Raw genomic sequence first — 14,565 nt, forward strand, 5'->3', positions numbered from 1 at the left:
CAGCACCAATAAGTACGGACGTCAGGACAGACACATCGAGGTTAAATGCAGTGATGGATCAAGCAACCGTGGATCACCTACTAGAAGCGCTCTACCAACAGCAGTCGCTCAGCCAAACGCACAGTGAACAACTATTTAGCGCCATTATTCAAGGCGAGCTCGAGCCTGCTCAATTAGCCGCCGCGTTAACCGCATTGAAGATTAAAGGGGAAACCCCCGAAGAAATCGCCGGCGCCGCGAAGGCACTCACCGATAACGCCGAGCCTTTTCCACGTCCCAGCTATCCGTTTGCCGATATCGTCGGCACGGGTGGCGATGGCGCGAACACCATTAATATTTCTACCACCGCCGCATTTGTGGCCGCTGCCTGTGGCGTGAAAGTCGCCAAGCACGGCAATCGCGGGGTCTCGAGCATATCCGGCTCGTCGGATCTACTCGCCGCGTTTGGGATTGATTTGGCCATGCCTGCCGAGCAAGCGCGTGCGGCACTGGATACACTTGGCGTGTGCTTTTTATTCGCCCCGCAATACCACACCGGTGTGCGCCATGCGATGCCTGTGCGCCAAGCCATGAAAACGCGCACCATCTTTAACCTGCTTGGGCCGTTAATCAATCCAGCCAAGCCCAGTATTGAGCTGATGGGTGTGTACGACCAAGCACTGGTGACGCCAATTGCGCAAACCATGCAAAACCTCAACATGACGCGCGCGGCCGTGGTTCACGGTGACGGCCTGGATGAAGTGGCGATCCATGGCCCTACGACGGTGGCAGAAATCACGCCAACGCAGATTGAGCATTACACTCTGACCCCCAGCGACTTTGGTGTATCCCAATACCCGCTGGACAGCATTGCCGGGGGCTCGCCCGAGCAAAACCGCGAGATGATCCGCGCGATTTTGCAAGGTAAAGGCACAGATGCCCAGCAAGCGGCGGTCGCGGTCAATGTCGCCCTATTGCTACGCTTATTCGGACAAGAAGATTTGAAAGCAAATACCCAACAGGCCTTGGACGTGATGGCGTCGGGCAAGCCTTACACCATTATGCAAGCGTTAGCACAAAGGAGCGCAGTATGACCACGTCAGCCCTCAACGACACCATTTTAGGCCGCATTGTCGATGACAAAAAACGCTGGATCGCCGCCCGCAAAAAAGCCCAGCCGTTAGAAAGCTTTGTCGACCAACTGACGCCGAGCGATCGTGATTTTCGTGCTGCGTTAGCCGCACCGGGCTCGCAGTTTATCTTGGAGTGCAAAAAAGCCTCGCCCTCGAAAGGAGTGATTCGAGACGATTTTGATCCAGCAGCCATTGCGCAAGCATACAAGCCATTCGCCACGGCGATTTCGGTACTCACCGATGAAGACTACTTTCAGGGCAGTTTTGATTTTCTCCCCATCGTGCGTGACCAAGTTGATGCGCCGGTGCTGTGTAAAGACTTTATTATCGACCCGTATCAGGTTTACCTCGCGCGTCATTATCAAGCCGATGCGATCTTGTTGATGCTGTCAGTGCTCGACGACGCCGAATACCGTGAGCTAGCCGATTTAGCCGAGTCTTTAAAGCTTGGCGTGCTTACCGAAGTGAGTACCGAAGACGAGCTGGCGCGGGCCAATGCCTTAGGGGCGGTGGTGATTGGCATTAACAACCGTAATTTGCGCGATTTAAGTATTGATCGCGATCGCACCAAACGCTTAGCACCGCAAGTGGGGGAAAAAGCGATCGTGATTTCAGAAAGTGGCATTCATAGCCACCGCCATGTGCGCGACCTCGCCGATTACGCCGACGGCTTTTTGATTGGCAGTGCCTTAATGGCAGAGCCCGATCTCACGCTTGCGCTACGTAAAGTGATCTTGGGCGATAACAAAGTGTGCGGGTTAACCTCAGCCGATGATGCCCTCGCCGCCTATGACGCGGGCGCGGTTTATGGCGGGCTCATTTTTGTTGAACACTCGCCGCGCGCGGTAACCCCAGCCGTGGCCGAACGTGTACAGCAAGGCGCGCCGCTTCGCTATGTGGGCGTGTTCCAAAACCACGCAATAGAGACAGTCGCAGCGCATGCCCATCAGCTCAACCTACACGCGGTGCAATTACATGGCGATGAAGATGCTGCGTACTTACAAGCACTACGCGAAAGGCTTCCGACCCACTGTGAAATGTGGAAAGCGCACGGTGTGTCTGATGTCGCCCCAGCGTTAGACGGCATCGACGCAGACCGCCACCTCATCGACAGCCGAGTCGGTCAGCAATCTGGCGGCACCGGCAGAACCTTTGATTGGCACCTGATCCCAAAAGCGGCCAAAGACAAAGTGATGATTGCGGGTGGTTTGACGCCCGACAATGCCGCAAAGGCCGCTGCACAAGGCTGCTTAGGGCTCGATTTTAACTCCGGCGTCGAACATGCGCCCGGAGTGAAAGACGCCCACAAGCTTAACGCGGCGTTTCGTGCCCTACGCCGTTATTAATTGTCCAGAGATGAGTGATTACGCCGGGGTGAACGACGCACCTCGGCACCAAATTAAAGACGTAAAAGGATTATTATGAGCAAGCTTAACCCCTATTTTGGTGAATTTGGCGGCCAGTACGTGCCACAAATTTTGGTGCCTGCGCTCGATCAACTCGAGCAAGCGTTTATTGATGCGCAAGAAGATCCCACCTTTAAAGACGACTATATTCGTCTATTGCAAGAATACGCGGGACGCCCCACCGCACTGACGTTATGCCGTAATCTTACCAAGGGCACCAAGACTAAACTCTATCTCAAACGTGAAGATTTACTCCACGGTGGCGCGCACAAAACCAACCAAGTGCTTGGCCAAGCGATGCTCGCTCAGCGCATGGGCAAATCAGAAATTATTGCCGAAACCGGCGCCGGACAACACGGCGTGGCGACCGCACTCGCATGTGCGCTGTTGGGGCTAAAATGCCGCATTTATATGGGTGCCAAGGATGTTGAACGTCAAAGCCCCAATGTGTTTCGCATGAAGCTGATGGGCGCAACGGTGATCCCCGTGCACGCCGGCTCCTCGACCCTCAAAGATGCCTGTAACGAGGCGATGCGCGACTGGTCTGCCAACTATGATACCGCGCACTACTTGCTCGGCACCGCGGCCGGCCCTCATCCTTTCCCGACCATTGTGCGCGAGTTTCAACGCATTATTGGCGAAGAAACCCGCGAACAAATCCTGCGCGCAGAAGGCCGCTTGCCCGATGCGGTGATCGCCTGTGTCGGCGGCGGCTCAAACGCCATTGGCATGTTTGCGGACTTTATTGAAGACAAAGACGTGCGCTTAATTGGCGTGGAACCGGCCGGTAAAGGACTCGATACCGATCAGCACGGCGCACCCTTAAAACACGGCAAGCCCGGGATTTTCTTTGGGATGAAATCGCCATTAATGCAAGATGAATATGGCCAAGTAGAGGAGTCGTATTCCGTGTCTGCGGGGTTAGATTTCCCGTCCGTGGGACCTCAACATGCCCACCTCAACGCCATTGGTCGTGCTGAATACCCGGCGGCCACGGATGACGAGGCGCTGGAAGCCTTTCAATCACTGGCGCGTAATGAGGGGATCATTCCCGCATTAGAAACCGCCCACGCCCTGGCACACGCGCAAAAAATGATCGCCGCCGACCCCAATAAAGAGCAGATATTAGTGGTTAATTTATCGGGCCGAGGCGACAAAGATATTTTTTCGGTTTATGAGATTTTAGAAGGCAAAGGAGAGCTGTAATGGTGGCACCATCAACGCGATACTCATCAATGTTTGCAAACTTGGATGCCAAACAGCAAGGCGCCTTTGTTCCCTTTGTGACCTTGGGGGATCCGAATCCTGAGCAATCGCTCGCCGTGGTCGATGCCTTGATTGAAGGTGGCGCGGATGCCCTAGAGCTCGGCATGCCATTTTCCGATCCGCTCGCTGATGGGCCGACCATTCAAGACGCCACCATCCGAGCACGAAAAGCAGGCACCACACCCGATACCTGTTTTGACATGTTAGCGACCATTCGTGCCAAGCACCCCACGATTCCCATTGGGTTATTAATGTACGCCAACTTAGTCTATGCACGGGGTATCGAAACATTTTACACCCGCTGCGCTGAGGTTGGCGTCGACTCGGTGCTTATCGCCGATGCCCCGATTTCTGAATCTGCCCCCTTTCGTGATCACGCCCTAGCGCACGGTATCGATCCGATTTTTATCGCCCCACCCAATGCGGACGATAAAACCCTCGCCAAAGTGGCCGAGCTGGGTCGTGGCTATACCTATTTGGTATCGCGCGCCGGGGTAACAGGTGCGGAAGCCAAAGCCGGCACACCGGTCGAGCACTTGCTAGGCACCCTACTTCATCATCAAGCACCGCGCCCGCTACTTGGGTTTGGTATTTCAACCCCTGAGCAAGTCAAGGCAGCCATTGTGGCCGGAGCCGCCGGTGCAATATCAGGCTCAGCGGTGGTGAAAATTATTGAAACCCATCAGCACGACGTGCCGACTATGCTCAACGCGCTTACTGAGTTTGTCCGAGCCATGAAAGCGGCAACAGCACACGCCTCGTAGCTTTCAGTCGCTTGTCGTCATCAGTACCGATAGCAAAAAGCCCACCAGGCAAGTCGTGCCATGGTGGGCTTTTTTTACAACAGCGGACTAAACATATAAAAAAACTGCTCGATAGGTTTGAGGTAAACCGGCCTTTGTTGCCAGCTCTCAGGGTTCACGCGCGAAGACTGAGCCAGATAATCCTGATGTAATTGGTTAATAGCAGCACAAAATTCAGGGTCATCGACAGTCAAAGTCAATTCAAAGTTTAACCATAGGCTGCGCATATCGAGGTTCACCGTGCCCACGAGGCAGTACTGCTCATCCACCAGCACAGATTTGGTATGCAATAAGCCACCACTGAAGCGATAGATGTCTACCCCGGCTGACATCAAGTCCTCAAAAAATGAGCGACTCGCCCACTCCACCATCAGCGAATCATTTTTTTCCGGCACAATGATCGTCACTTTCACACCGCGTTGCGCCGCGGTTTGCAGGCTGACCATCAGGCCTTCACTGGGGACCAAATAAGGCGTGGTAATCGTAATACTGGTTTCCGCTTGGTGAATGGCCAAGGTGAGCACTTGTTGGATCATTCCCTCAGGCAATCCAGGCCCCGACGGAATCGCTTGTACGGCATGATTGGCATGTTGATGATCTTCTATCATCAAGCATTCGGGCGCACTGGGCAGGTCACGAATGCCGGTTTCAACTTCCCAGTCCCAGGCAAATACGCTGCTAAGCACCGATACCGTCGGCCCCGACACGCGAACCATCACATCGACCCACTGACCAACACCCGCATTTTGCTTGAAAAATCGTGGATCGACCATATTCATCGAGCCGGTATAAGCCAGTTGGTTATCGATAATAACCACTTTACGATGCTGGCGAATATCGAGGCGACGAAAGAACATCCTGAACGGGTTCACCGCCAGTGCTTCTATCAGCTCAACCCCGGCCTCGCGCATCGCATGAGGCCATTTACTACGGAAAAAAGCTTTACTCCCTGCAGAATCCAACATGATCCGCACTGGAATGCCCTGTTTTGCTTTATCGCACGCCGCCTGCGCCACCTCATCAGCGTGCCCGCCCGGATGCCAGATATAAAACACCATATCCACACTTTTTTGCGCCTGACGAATGTCGAGTGCCACAGATTTAAGGATCTCTGCCGGTTCCGTTTTCAACGCCAATTGATTGCCCGTGAGCTCAGGGACACCAATTCGAGCATGACAGAGCCGGTTCACATGGTGGGATTGCTCATTAATATGATGGGGGCGGTGCGCGGGACACGCTTGTAAACTTAACAGCCACTGACGATAAGGCTCAAACATCGCTTTCGCCCGCACGGCTCGGGTTTTCCCCAAGTTCAATTCTCCAAAAAGCAGGTACGCAATCACCCCCACAATCGGCAGAATATAGATAATCATCAGCCAAGCAATCGACACGCCCAGTGCGCGTCGCTTGAATACCACGCGTATCGTTACACCCGCAATTGTTAACCAGTACAGTAACAACAACAGTACGGTAAGGATTTCGTAGACTTTTTCCATGCCCAAGTGCACACCTTGATAGTCATTAATAAAGGGTTAACCCGCTAGCTCTTCCATTCTGCCTAGGTTTTGAGCGGGTGCAAGCAATCCCTTGTCTTTAGGTTATGACAAAATCAGACTCGACAGTGAGTTAACGCACATCATTGGCGCTTATATTAGCGCAGTCATTCATATAATTGTGACAACTCACCGCAATGTTGCTAGATTGTTAAATCAGTAATTGCAGCAGAGAAAGTCACTGTGATACTCACTATAGGTAGCGAATCGCGCTTATCACTGTCGAAGAAGTCATCACAAGCAGGAAGAATATGGGGAAATTATGCTTATTTTAGGCATTACATACGGCAAGATCTTCAAATTCTACGCATAAACTGTTTTACTTACGAGTCTTTGAGCTGGGAATCACTCATCCAAGTTCGTAATAAAAAGTTTACACCTTTGACAGTTTCATCAACGACGACATCCTGAGGTGTCGTTAAAAAAATCAATTAATTATCGCAAACGATAACGAGTAGGTATGGCAAACACACAACGCGCACAATTTTCATCCCGCATTGGGTTTATTTTGGCGGCAGCAGGCTCAGCCATTGGGCTAGGCAACATTTGGGGATTCCCGACCCAAACCGCCTCTAACGGCGGCGCCGTTTTTCTATTCATTTATCTGCTAATGGTTTTTATCCTAGCGTACCCTCTTTTAATAGCAGAACTCACTATTGGCCGTTACGGTAATGCCAACCCTGTTCGCTCTTTGTCGTCGGTTGCCGGCGGACACAAGTGGTTGGGCCGCCTGCTCGGCTTAGTCGGTATGCTGGGAGCGACGGGTATTCTGAGCTTCTATGCCATTGTCGCTGGCTGGCTGGTCGGGTTTATGGTCTCGCCTTTACTGACCGCATTGGGCTTTACCGAAACAGCAACCTGGTTAGAATCATTTAGCGATACCCGAAATCTGGTATTGATGCTGTGTTTTATGGTGCCGACCATCCTGGTTGTGCGCAATGGCATTGCTAACGGCATTGAACGTTGGTCATCCCGCCTTATGCCCGTCCTGTTTTTGTTGTTCGTGGTCATGGTGGTGTACATTTTGTTCCAACCGGGTGCGATCGACGGTTTAAAAATGTACCTGATCCCCGATATGTCACACCTGTCACCTAGCCTGGTTGTGAGTGCCATGGGACAAGCCTTCTTCTCGTTATCGCTCGGTGTCTGCGTGATGATGGTCTACGGCTCTTACTTATCCAAATCTGCCAGCATTCCTAAAACGGCCGCGCAAGTTGCGTTACTCGATACGGGCATTGCCTTTACCGCGGGGCTACTGATCATGCCCGCCATGTTTGTGGCACAGCACAATGGGGTGGCGATATACAGCGAAGCGGGCGAATTGCTGAGCAGCGACACCCTGGTATTTAGCGTATTACCGGCCATGTTTGACACCATGGGCTCGGCGGGCTTATTCATCGGTTTTGCCTTCTTCCTGCTCATGGTGATTGCGGCACTCACCTCGGCGATTTCCATGCTTGAAGTGCCTGTCGCCTGTGCGACCGAAGAGCTGAAACAATCACGAGAAAAAGCGGTCTGGTGGATAGGAAGCCTGATCACCGCCGCCTCGGCCATCATCGTCTACAACTTTGGCGAGCTGTTTGGCTTGGTCGTCACCGTGACCACCGAATACGCACAGCCAATTCTTGGCCTACTGTTTGCGCTTGTCGCCGGTTGGCTATGGCACCGCAACGAAATATTAAAAGAGTTGGTGCAAGGCAGTCCTGAACTGGGCGACACCTGGTTCTGGAAAATTTGGCCCGGCTATGTGCGTGTTATTTGCCCCATTTTAATGCTGTTGGTCTTCGGCTGGGATTGGGTTTAACGCTTATCAGACCAATAAAAACTTGCCCGAATACTGTGTTAGCGGTCACAATTCTTATCTTGTACTGTAAAAAAGGGGCGCATTGCCCCTTTTCAATAAGATGTGAAGAGAGCCATGTCTGACAATAAAAACAACTGCCCACGCGGCCAACTGCTACTTCGTACATTAGCGATGCCTGCGGACACTAACGCCAATGGTGATATTTTTGGTGGCTGGATTATGTCTCAGCTCGATCTGGCCGGCGCCATTTTGGCGAAAGAAATCTCAGGCGGTCGCGTTGTGACTGTCTCAGTCAATGACATTACCTTTAAATCACCGGTGAGCGTCGGCGATGTGGTCTGCTGCTACGGTACCTGCCAACGTATCGGCAATACGTCGATAACCATTGAACTCGAGGTATGGGTTAAGCCCGTCAGCCATGATGAAATTGGTGATCGTAATAAGGTCAGTCATGCAACATTTAACTATGTTGCCATTGATGAGAACGGCCGCCCTCGCGCGATCAAAAAATAAAAAAAGAGGGCCAGTTTGTTCAACAGGCCCTCTTTTTTCACGGTGAATCGTGGTTACATGTTTTTACGCTCATCGATGCATTCATCTGAGCCCATTTCAAACTCTCGACAAATCCAAGGCCGATTTTCATAAATCGTGCACATAAACGTGTCTCGATCAACCGCCGAGCACCAACCATCGTCAAGCCGTTTCATTACCTCTCCGCCCCAAGCATCGATTTCAATATGCTCTCTCGGTACACCGGTATCGGTAATCAGCATCACCTCTAAGCGACAGCAACACGCTTTACACGTCGCGCAGGTAACATCGGAGGTTGGCACGTTTGTTACTTCAATAGTCATAAACAGCTACATGTGACTGGATTACTGGCATCCTACGCTAAATTGACCGTGTTGACGAACCAAGGCCCTAAGATAGAAGGGAGTTTAAGATAGAAGGGAGTTTATGTGTTTGACTCACTGAATTGCTACACTTGGGATCACAACGCATTCAATTCCCACGGCAAACGCGCTGCCTACATCATGCGCTTGGTACCTAAAGACGCTAAATTTAGCAAAACACGTTTGCTGGCACTGAGAAAGCTCGGACAGAACCTGGCGGTAGTCGAAGAGTTACTGAAAACACACTATCCAGAGGCATTATAAGGCGTGACTTTTATTGAGAGTGGTGAGCATGACGCCTCAACCATTGTGCCATTATGCACCGTAGGCGCTAGGTGACTAATAGTGATATCGGCAAGATAGGATCGTAATAGACCTATCATCCACGGCGTAAACCAGCCGATTGGTATCATCAATACGCCGCGACCAAAAGCCGGTCAGGTTTTCTTTTAGTGCTTCGGGCTTACCTATTCCCTCGAATGGCGTTCGTTTTACATCGAGGATAAGCTTGTTGATTCGCTTGAGTGTTTTTCTATCCTGACTTTGCCAGTACACGTAGCCACTCCACGCATCATCCGTCCAACAAAGTAAGCGACTACTCATCGTCGTCGACTAACGCGTGCTCCATCGCTTTCCCCATCTTGTACTGAGTAATGGAGCGATTTAGGTGCTCAGCATTGGCGGGCGAGCGCAACAGATGGACGGTTTCCATAAGGCTGTTGTAGTAATCAAGCGACATCACCACCGCATCCTCTGCATCACGTCGGGTAATGACAGCGGTATCAGCGTCATCAACCACTCCATCTAATACCGTTTTGAGGCCATTTCTCGCTTCAGTAAACGAAATAATTTTCATCGGATCACTCCTATTCGTACAACATCGAAGTATAGAGCAACAAACAAGACATGTACAACTTAAAGAACATGTTTAGTGGTTATTCGCTTAACACAACCGCCCCGCAGTGACAGCGGGCCAAGTGTTCGGGTTGGATGGATGTTTGACCGACTTGTTTTATCATGCGCTTACCTGCTCAGTTTCATGGTTATCAAGCGGATAGACTTTCTCAAAGCGCTCTAACACCAAAGGGGATTGGGTTGTAAACGGCACGCCGAGTGTTCGCCCTTCCTGCTCAAAAAATGCAAGATGTGCCTGCCGCCACCACGCATAGCTCTTGTCGCCTTCACCTTCCGCTGCGGCAAATTCAGCAGTCACTTGATCAAACGGGCACTCGCTCACTTCAGTTACTTTAATAATACAAACCGGCTGCTGCGCCCAGTTAAGCACCACAGTTAAACGGCCCACTTGTGGGTAGGGTTCGTTTTCTATCTCATAGCAGACTTTTAAGCTACACGATGCGCGTTTAATGCCTTGGTCAATCAAACGAGCGCATTCATTGGCGTTGTATTCATCCGCGCAAAAGTACTCGGCAATGGTTTCAGGCACGGCCTGACGTTCTTCGTCACTTAAAGTGGCAAGGTAGGCGTTTAAGTATTCCTGTTGTTCTGTATTCATTAGCATCCTTGATCTTTCTACCTAATTCGCGGTTTGGCACGTTGCGCGAGTTATCAACAAAGTAGTTTTAGCCGTTTAATTCGCACGTTTGTTTCTTTTACATTGCCAGCTATCGTAGTCATCGCCGATTTGCATACGTGATGCTGACAACGCTTCAACGTCGTACTGAAATCGTCGTGTGCCATTCCATGCCGGTGTAATGTATACGGTTTCAATATCGGAGATATAATCTTGACTGAAGCTGTCTTTGCTCTGAAACTCAAACGGATTGTAAACCAACTTAATTGTCTCGTTGATTAACTCCCATTCACCTGTCGCATCATATAAAAAGTGCGCATTCTTTTCGCCAAGAAAATATTCAACACGTCCTTGTAGTGAGAACGCGTTGTTATCTTTTAATGTCCATTGCTCTTTGTAGACTTTATCACCTTGCATGGTAAACGAGCATGTCCACTGCCCCATTAGGTTCTGCTTTTTAATGGGGAGCTCTGCAGCCACAGTACTAAAACATGGCAGCATTACTGTGAATGTTAAAAATAGAACACAATTACTTTTCACACAAACATTCCTTTTATACGTGTTYCTGGTAAATAGTCATCCTCATGCTGCTAGGCACGCAGATGAGGAAGCTATTTGACAGTGTTATCGCTTATTCCACATCGAATTGGTCACTACTTGGACGTAACTGACGCTGGAGGCCTGATAAGAAGTTTCGCAGCACTTGGTCTTTGCACTCTTTATAGTGCTTATTATCCGGTTTACGGAAAAAGGCACTGAGCTCATGCTTACTTAAGCGAAAATCGGCAAGCTGCAGAATATCTAAAATATCTTCTGCTTTTAAGTTCAAAGCAATGCGTAATTTTTGAAAAACGATATTATTACTTAGCCTTTGCTCTGGCTTAGGCTGCTCACCGTCTCGTTTACCACGTTTAAGATTGATAAAGCCATTCAGAAATATCGCTAGTTCTGTATCGCTAAGTTTAACAAAATATTCATCGTCTTCTTTTTTCAGCCAGCGACTGACTTGATCATTGGTCACTGTATAATCGGCTAAAGCGAAGATCTCAGTTGTTACATTATCTTTTAAATCAAATGTATAGCGTACACGGCGTAAAATGTCATTATTGGTCAAAATAGTTCCTAGTCTTAGGTAAATCCAGTGGTATCAACGTGAAAACTGGAAGACATGGATCATATCAGGTTTACTCTCTATTCCCTATCAATTGTGTTCATTTAAGGCAAAGTCATCACTTCAGGCTTGACTGATCCTCATCGTCCTTCTTCGATAGCAGGCGATCCAAATTGCGTAATAAATCGCATTAAAAGAATGAACCTGCACCGTTGGTAATATGACGGTGATCGTAAGTTCAATGCTCAGAGACGGCGCAATGTGAGATAAAAACCTCGCCAAAAACGAGTGATTGACAACGTACTAAAAAAACATAGATCAGCAGCCTAATTAGCAAGCGCCGAAATGGTAATAGTAAGGTTGCTTTTGCTGGGTAAGTTCTCGTTCTAACTTCTCACCACAATATGGACAGCACTGAATCTCCCGATGTCAGGATAGTTGTTCAGATCTGGCCCATTGAGGCGACCTCTGAGCAGCATTCGACACGATGTTATCCTTCATGCGGGGAGCGGCTCATGGTCTGCGTGGGCGTGACAGCCTATCTACCCACTTTTTGGCTGCGCGACACTTATTCTCGTTTGTTGTGCGCCACTTGCGATCACCTCAAATTAATACCATAATTAGGTACTATTTGGTATTAGGAGATTGCAATGGCTAAAAATACTAGCATCACTCTCGGCGAACACTTTGATAGCTTCATCAGTAACCAAATCCAAAGTGGACGCTATGGCTCAGCAAGTGAAGTAATTCGTTCCGCTCTACGTTTACTCGAAACACAAGAAACGAAAATAAACACTTTGCGACAACTACTCGTTGAAGGTGAAGAAAGTGGTATGGCTGATTATGACCTCGATTCGTTTATCAGTGAACTAGATAGCGAAGAGGGAAAATGAAACCATTTCAACTAACCAACAAGGCAAAGTCTGATTTAAAAGACATTGCCTTGTTTACCTCCCGCAGGTGGGGCCGCGAGCAACGTAATATTTACCTCAAACAATTCGATGAATCATTTTGGCTACTCGCTGAAAATCCTGATATTGGTAAAACTTGTGATGAAATCAGAGATGGCTACCGAAAATTTCCACAAGGAAGCCATGTTATTTTTTATCAACAAATTGGTAGCCAAAACATCCAGATCATCAGAATCTTGCATAAGAGTATAGATGTGAACCCAATCTTTGGCGTATAACGCCTATGTTTCTTCCTACTCTGCCAATCAACAGTATCTTTATCCGCACGCCCGACAAAGATATCATCGACATCAGTGACCATCAGGTGACCTTCCGGTACACCGACAGCCAGACAAATCAATCGGCGACCCGCTCGTTGCCTACCAATCAGTCCCTGATGTTAATACTTCAGCATGTCTTACTCAAAGGGCTACAACGCGTGCGTGACTATGGCTTATTGCATGGCAGCGCCAAACACAAGCGATACCATATTCAACGTATGTTGCTTCACATGGTACACCAGACCTTGCCCGTTGAGGCGGCCCCTGAGCAGCATACGACACGATGTTGTCCTACATGCGGGGAGCGGCTCATGGTCTGCGTGGGCGTGACACGACCGAGGTAGCCGAAAGGCGAACAGAATAAGGAGAATGGCGTTCACTCAAACACAGGAGAGCAAACCAACAAAAACCACATCGTTAACGTAACGTATTGAAGTGATGTCTTATCTGCTCACTTCTTGGCTGCGCTCGCGCTGAAAAAAGTGCCAGACGCAGCACCCACCTATGCGCATTCGAGCTATTTACTTAATAAAGCAACGGGCTTGTTCAACACCCAAATAAAGTGTCGGCTGCGCGACACTTATTCTTATTTGTTATGCAACTTCGCACGCAAACCTTTTTACACGTTTTGTAATTTCCCATACTGCAGTGTCAAAACCTGAGTTAATTACCTCGGCGTTACTTCGATTTATTACTGATAGCCAATTGATCGTGTCTTGAGGATAGGGGTCTACAACAAGTAAAGTTGCACTACTTTCCTCTAAAGCTTGCCAAATATGAGTATCGTGCTCAATGTACTTAATGCCGACAAGAATAATAAACTTAGAGTTAGCCACAACATTACTGTACTGCTTTTGAATATTGTCTATTAAACTTGAGTTAACAACTACGCGTTTTCCTTTTTCATACATCGACAAGGCGGGACTTAAATCACTATTACGTGGATCATTGCACCATTGAACGACCTCTTGGTTTGTAGCCACCGCATCAGTTGGAAAGCCATCGAAGAACGTCCCGCAATCAACCATTACGTTGCCACTTATGTTCCAACTACTTGGCATCCTAGGCAAAAAATTAGATGAACCATGAGGTTTAAGAACAGTAACACCTTCTCCAGTACCATTGTAATCAACGGGATAACCCACTGATGCTATAGCCTGCTCTATCAAAGTATCGTAATTAAGTGTAACTATATTTATTCGAGGCATTAACTTTTGAATTTTGTTAAATAGCCTAACATAAGCATTTTCAGGTGTTATTTGAAATTTTGACAAATAACACGCTATTTCTTTTTGCAATGGATTAATTATTCGGCTGTCGTTAGACACCGTTGCCATTCCTGCCTCAAAACCTTGTAGTTGAAACACCTCGTGAGATTTCTCTGGTAACTGTCCAAAGCTACCTTTTTGAGAAACAAGATTATCGTATAGGTAATTACCTAATGGAGGATTGTAAGGCTCGGTTTTACCCGAACCATAACTAGCCCCTGCACCAAATAAAAATGTTATCAATGTTACTCCTTAGTTGCATAACGCCCAATTAAGGTGTGAAGCACGCAAGCACAACACTTAACTTGACCACCGTAATCACTGAATTAGGCCCAAACCAAAAATGCCAAGCGTGCTGAATCACTCTTAAATTGTTTGTATGGATAATCTCACCCGTATTTGGGTAAAGTGAGACCCAGGCTTTAGCTGCAACTAAAGCTTTCTAATGTGCAGTTCGATTGAACGCTGGCTCCTCTGTCGAGAGACCGATAACAAACATGAACGCACCTTAGAACTCCAAGCACCAAACTCGAATACTCGACTGGGTCTCGAACCCGTATTACGCAAACAAGAGTTAGCTTATTATG

The 14,565-nt window shown here is 48.8% G+C and carries 17 protein-coding genes and 1 pseudogene; 10 read left to right on the forward strand and 8 right to left on the reverse strand.

Features of this window, described 5'->3' with window-relative positions; all coding sequences use genetic code 11:
* Nucleotides 1–53 precede the first annotated feature (53 nt).
* The 4 genes from trpD (at nt 54) to trpA (ending at nt 4,548) form a co-directional block, all read left to right on the forward strand.
* The gene (gene trpD, locus BZG77_RS09625; RefSeq protein WP_443216240.1) at nt 54–1,073 is read left to right on the forward strand and encodes an anthranilate phosphoribosyltransferase; all 1,020 of its coding nucleotides are present in this window, start codon (nt 54–56) and stop codon (nt 1,071–1,073) included.
* The gene (trpCF, locus tag BZG77_RS09630) at nt 1,070–2,458 is read left to right on the forward strand and encodes a bifunctional indole-3-glycerol-phosphate synthase TrpC/phosphoribosylanthranilate isomerase TrpF (protein WP_077647080.1); all 1,389 of its coding nucleotides are present in this window, start codon (nt 1,070–1,072) and stop codon (nt 2,456–2,458) included. The genes trpD and trpCF overlap by 4 nt, the downstream gene beginning before the upstream one ends.
* A 75-nt stretch (nt 2,459–2,533) precedes the next feature.
* Nucleotides 2,534–3,724, forward strand: a complete 1,191-nt coding sequence (gene trpB, locus BZG77_RS09635) for a tryptophan synthase subunit beta (RefSeq protein WP_077461030.1) — start codon at nt 2,534–2,536, stop codon at nt 3,722–3,724.
* Nucleotides 3,724–4,548, forward strand: a complete 825-nt coding sequence (gene trpA / locus BZG77_RS09640) for a tryptophan synthase subunit alpha (RefSeq protein ID WP_077647081.1) — start codon at nt 3,724–3,726, stop codon at nt 4,546–4,548. The genes trpB and trpA overlap by 1 nt, the downstream gene beginning before the upstream one ends.
* Nucleotides 4,549–4,622: 74 nt before the next feature.
* Here the strand turns inward: trpA and cls are convergent, their stop codons facing one another.
* Nucleotides 4,623–6,083 carry a cardiolipin synthase gene (gene cls, locus BZG77_RS09645; RefSeq protein ID WP_077647082.1) on the reverse strand — a complete coding sequence of 487 codons (1,461 nt, stop codon included), beginning with the start codon at nt 6,081–6,083 and terminating at the stop codon, nt 4,623–4,625.
* A 517-nt stretch (nt 6,084–6,600) separates the two neighbouring features.
* On the opposite strand from cls, the gene BZG77_RS09650 reads away from it, so the two are divergent.
* Both BZG77_RS09650 and yciA read left to right on the forward strand, forming a co-directional pair.
* Nucleotides 6,601–7,944 (forward strand): sodium-dependent transporter, encoded by a 1,344-nt coding sequence (locus BZG77_RS09650; RefSeq protein ID WP_077647083.1) that lies wholly within the window; start codon nt 6,601–6,603, stop codon nt 7,942–7,944.
* 114 nt (nt 7,945–8,058) lie between these two features.
* The gene (gene yciA / locus BZG77_RS09655) at nt 8,059–8,457 is read left to right on the forward strand and encodes an acyl-CoA thioester hydrolase YciA (protein WP_021024595.1); all 399 of its coding nucleotides are present in this window, start codon (nt 8,059–8,061) and stop codon (nt 8,455–8,457) included.
* A 53-nt stretch (nt 8,458–8,510) separates the two neighbouring features.
* Here the strand turns inward: yciA and BZG77_RS09660 are convergent, their stop codons facing one another.
* On the reverse strand, nt 8,511–8,798 hold the full coding sequence (locus tag BZG77_RS09660) for a YkgJ family cysteine cluster protein (RefSeq protein WP_021024594.1): 288 nt from the start codon (nt 8,796–8,798) through the stop codon (nt 8,511–8,513).
* Between the two features lie 105 nt (nt 8,799–8,903).
* Between BZG77_RS09660 and BZG77_RS09665 the strand changes: the two genes are divergently transcribed.
* Complete coding sequence (locus BZG77_RS09665; RefSeq protein ID WP_077647084.1) at nt 8,904–9,101, forward strand: hypothetical protein; 198 nt, start codon at nt 8,904–8,906, stop codon at nt 9,099–9,101.
* Between the two features lie 75 nt (nt 9,102–9,176).
* On the opposite strand, the gene BZG77_RS09670 is transcribed toward BZG77_RS09665, so the two are convergent.
* The 5 genes from BZG77_RS09670 to BZG77_RS09690 all read right to left on the reverse strand — a co-directional run bounded on the left by BZG77_RS09670 (nt 9,177) and on the right by BZG77_RS09690 (nt 11,482).
* Complete coding sequence (locus BZG77_RS09670) at nt 9,177–9,440, reverse strand: Txe/YoeB family addiction module toxin (protein WP_077647085.1); 264 nt, start codon at nt 9,438–9,440, stop codon at nt 9,177–9,179.
* Nucleotides 9,433–9,693 carry a type II toxin-antitoxin system Phd/YefM family antitoxin gene (locus tag BZG77_RS09675; RefSeq protein WP_021024591.1) on the reverse strand — a complete coding sequence of 87 codons (261 nt, stop codon included), beginning with the start codon at nt 9,691–9,693 and terminating at the stop codon, nt 9,433–9,435. Before BZG77_RS09675 ends, BZG77_RS09670 begins: the two co-directional genes overlap by 8 nt.
* Nucleotides 9,694–9,852: 159 nt before the next feature.
* A complete protein-coding gene (locus tag BZG77_RS09680; RefSeq protein WP_077647086.1) occupies nt 9,853–10,350 on the reverse strand; it encodes an ASCH domain-containing protein in 498 nt (165 codons plus the stop codon).
* A 75-nt stretch (nt 10,351–10,425) separates the two neighbouring features.
* A complete protein-coding gene (locus BZG77_RS09685; protein WP_077461021.1) occupies nt 10,426–10,812 on the reverse strand; it encodes a hypothetical protein in 387 nt (128 codons plus the stop codon).
* Between the two features lie 187 nt (nt 10,813–10,999).
* The gene (locus BZG77_RS09690) at nt 11,000–11,482 is read right to left on the reverse strand and encodes a DUF1456 family protein (protein ID WP_077461019.1); all 483 of its coding nucleotides are present in this window, start codon (nt 11,480–11,482) and stop codon (nt 11,000–11,002) included.
* A 647-nt stretch (nt 11,483–12,129) separates the two neighbouring features.
* Here BZG77_RS09690 and BZG77_RS09695 point away from each other — a divergent pair.
* From BZG77_RS09695 to BZG77_RS09705, 3 genes and pseudogenes are all read left to right on the forward strand, one after another.
* Nucleotides 12,130–12,372: a type II toxin-antitoxin system ParD family antitoxin gene (locus tag BZG77_RS09695; protein WP_077647087.1), complete on the forward strand. Its 243-nt coding sequence runs from the start codon at nt 12,130–12,132 to the stop codon at nt 12,370–12,372.
* Nucleotides 12,369–12,668, forward strand: coding sequence for a type II toxin-antitoxin system RelE/ParE family toxin (locus BZG77_RS09700; RefSeq protein WP_077577371.1), 300 nt, complete (start codon nt 12,369–12,371; stop codon nt 12,666–12,668). The genes BZG77_RS09695 and BZG77_RS09700 overlap by 4 nt, the downstream gene beginning before the upstream one ends.
* Before the next feature lie 50 nt (nt 12,669–12,718).
* A pseudogene (locus BZG77_RS09705) lies at nt 12,719–13,054 on the forward strand (transposase); the annotation flags it as partial.
* Between the two features lie 249 nt (nt 13,055–13,303).
* On the opposite strand, the gene BZG77_RS09710 reads toward BZG77_RS09705, so the two are convergent.
* Nucleotides 13,304–14,221: a hypothetical protein gene (locus BZG77_RS09710; RefSeq protein WP_077647088.1), complete on the reverse strand. Its 918-nt coding sequence runs from the start codon at nt 14,219–14,221 to the stop codon at nt 13,304–13,306.
* Between the last annotated feature and the right edge of the window lie 344 nt (nt 14,222–14,565).

The sequence above is a fragment of the Salinivibrio sp. IB643 genome (genome assembly GCF_001996105.1).
Classification (GTDB): Bacteria; Pseudomonadota; Gammaproteobacteria; order Enterobacterales; family Vibrionaceae; genus Salinivibrio; species Salinivibrio costicola.

Bases quoted from the DNA above. Each gene is read 5' to 3' on its own strand.
- BZG77_RS09675 (WP_021024591.1), bottom strand. From the start codon at position 9,693: ATGAAAATTATTTCGTTTACTGAAGCGAGAAATGGCCTCAAAACGGTA.
- BZG77_RS09680 (WP_077647086.1), bottom strand. From the start codon at position 10,350: ATGAATACAGAACAACAGGAATACTTAAACGCCTACCTTGCCACTTTA.
- BZG77_RS09660 (WP_021024594.1), bottom strand. From the start codon at position 8,798: ATGACTATTGAAGTAACAAACGTGCCAACCTCCGATGTTACCTGCGCG.
- trpA (WP_077647081.1), top strand. From the start codon at position 3,724: ATGGTGGCACCATCAACGCGATACTCATCAATGTTTGCAAACTTGGAT.
- BZG77_RS09650 (WP_077647083.1), top strand. From the start codon at position 6,601: ATGGCAAACACACAACGCGCACAATTTTCATCCCGCATTGGGTTTATT.
- BZG77_RS09670 (WP_077647085.1), bottom strand. From the start codon at position 9,440: ATGAGTAGTCGCTTACTTTGTTGGACGGATGATGCGTGGAGTGGCTAC.
- cls (WP_077647082.1), bottom strand. From the start codon at position 6,083: ATGGAAAAAGTCTACGAAATCCTTACCGTACTGTTGTTGTTACTGTAC.
- trpCF (WP_077647080.1), top strand. From the start codon at position 1,070: ATGACCACGTCAGCCCTCAACGACACCATTTTAGGCCGCATTGTCGAT.
- trpB (WP_077461030.1), top strand. From the start codon at position 2,534: ATGAGCAAGCTTAACCCCTATTTTGGTGAATTTGGCGGCCAGTACGTG.
- yciA (WP_021024595.1), top strand. From the start codon at position 8,059: ATGTCTGACAATAAAAACAACTGCCCACGCGGCCAACTGCTACTTCGT.
- BZG77_RS09685 (WP_077461021.1), bottom strand. From the start codon at position 10,812: ATGGGGCAGTGGACATGCTCGTTTACCATGCAAGGTGATAAAGTCTAC.
- BZG77_RS09700 (WP_077577371.1), top strand. From the start codon at position 12,369: ATGAAACCATTTCAACTAACCAACAAGGCAAAGTCTGATTTAAAAGAC.
- BZG77_RS09695 (WP_077647087.1), top strand. From the start codon at position 12,130: ATGGCTAAAAATACTAGCATCACTCTCGGCGAACACTTTGATAGCTTC.
- trpD (WP_443216240.1), top strand. From the start codon at position 54: ATGGATCAAGCAACCGTGGATCACCTACTAGAAGCGCTCTACCAACAG.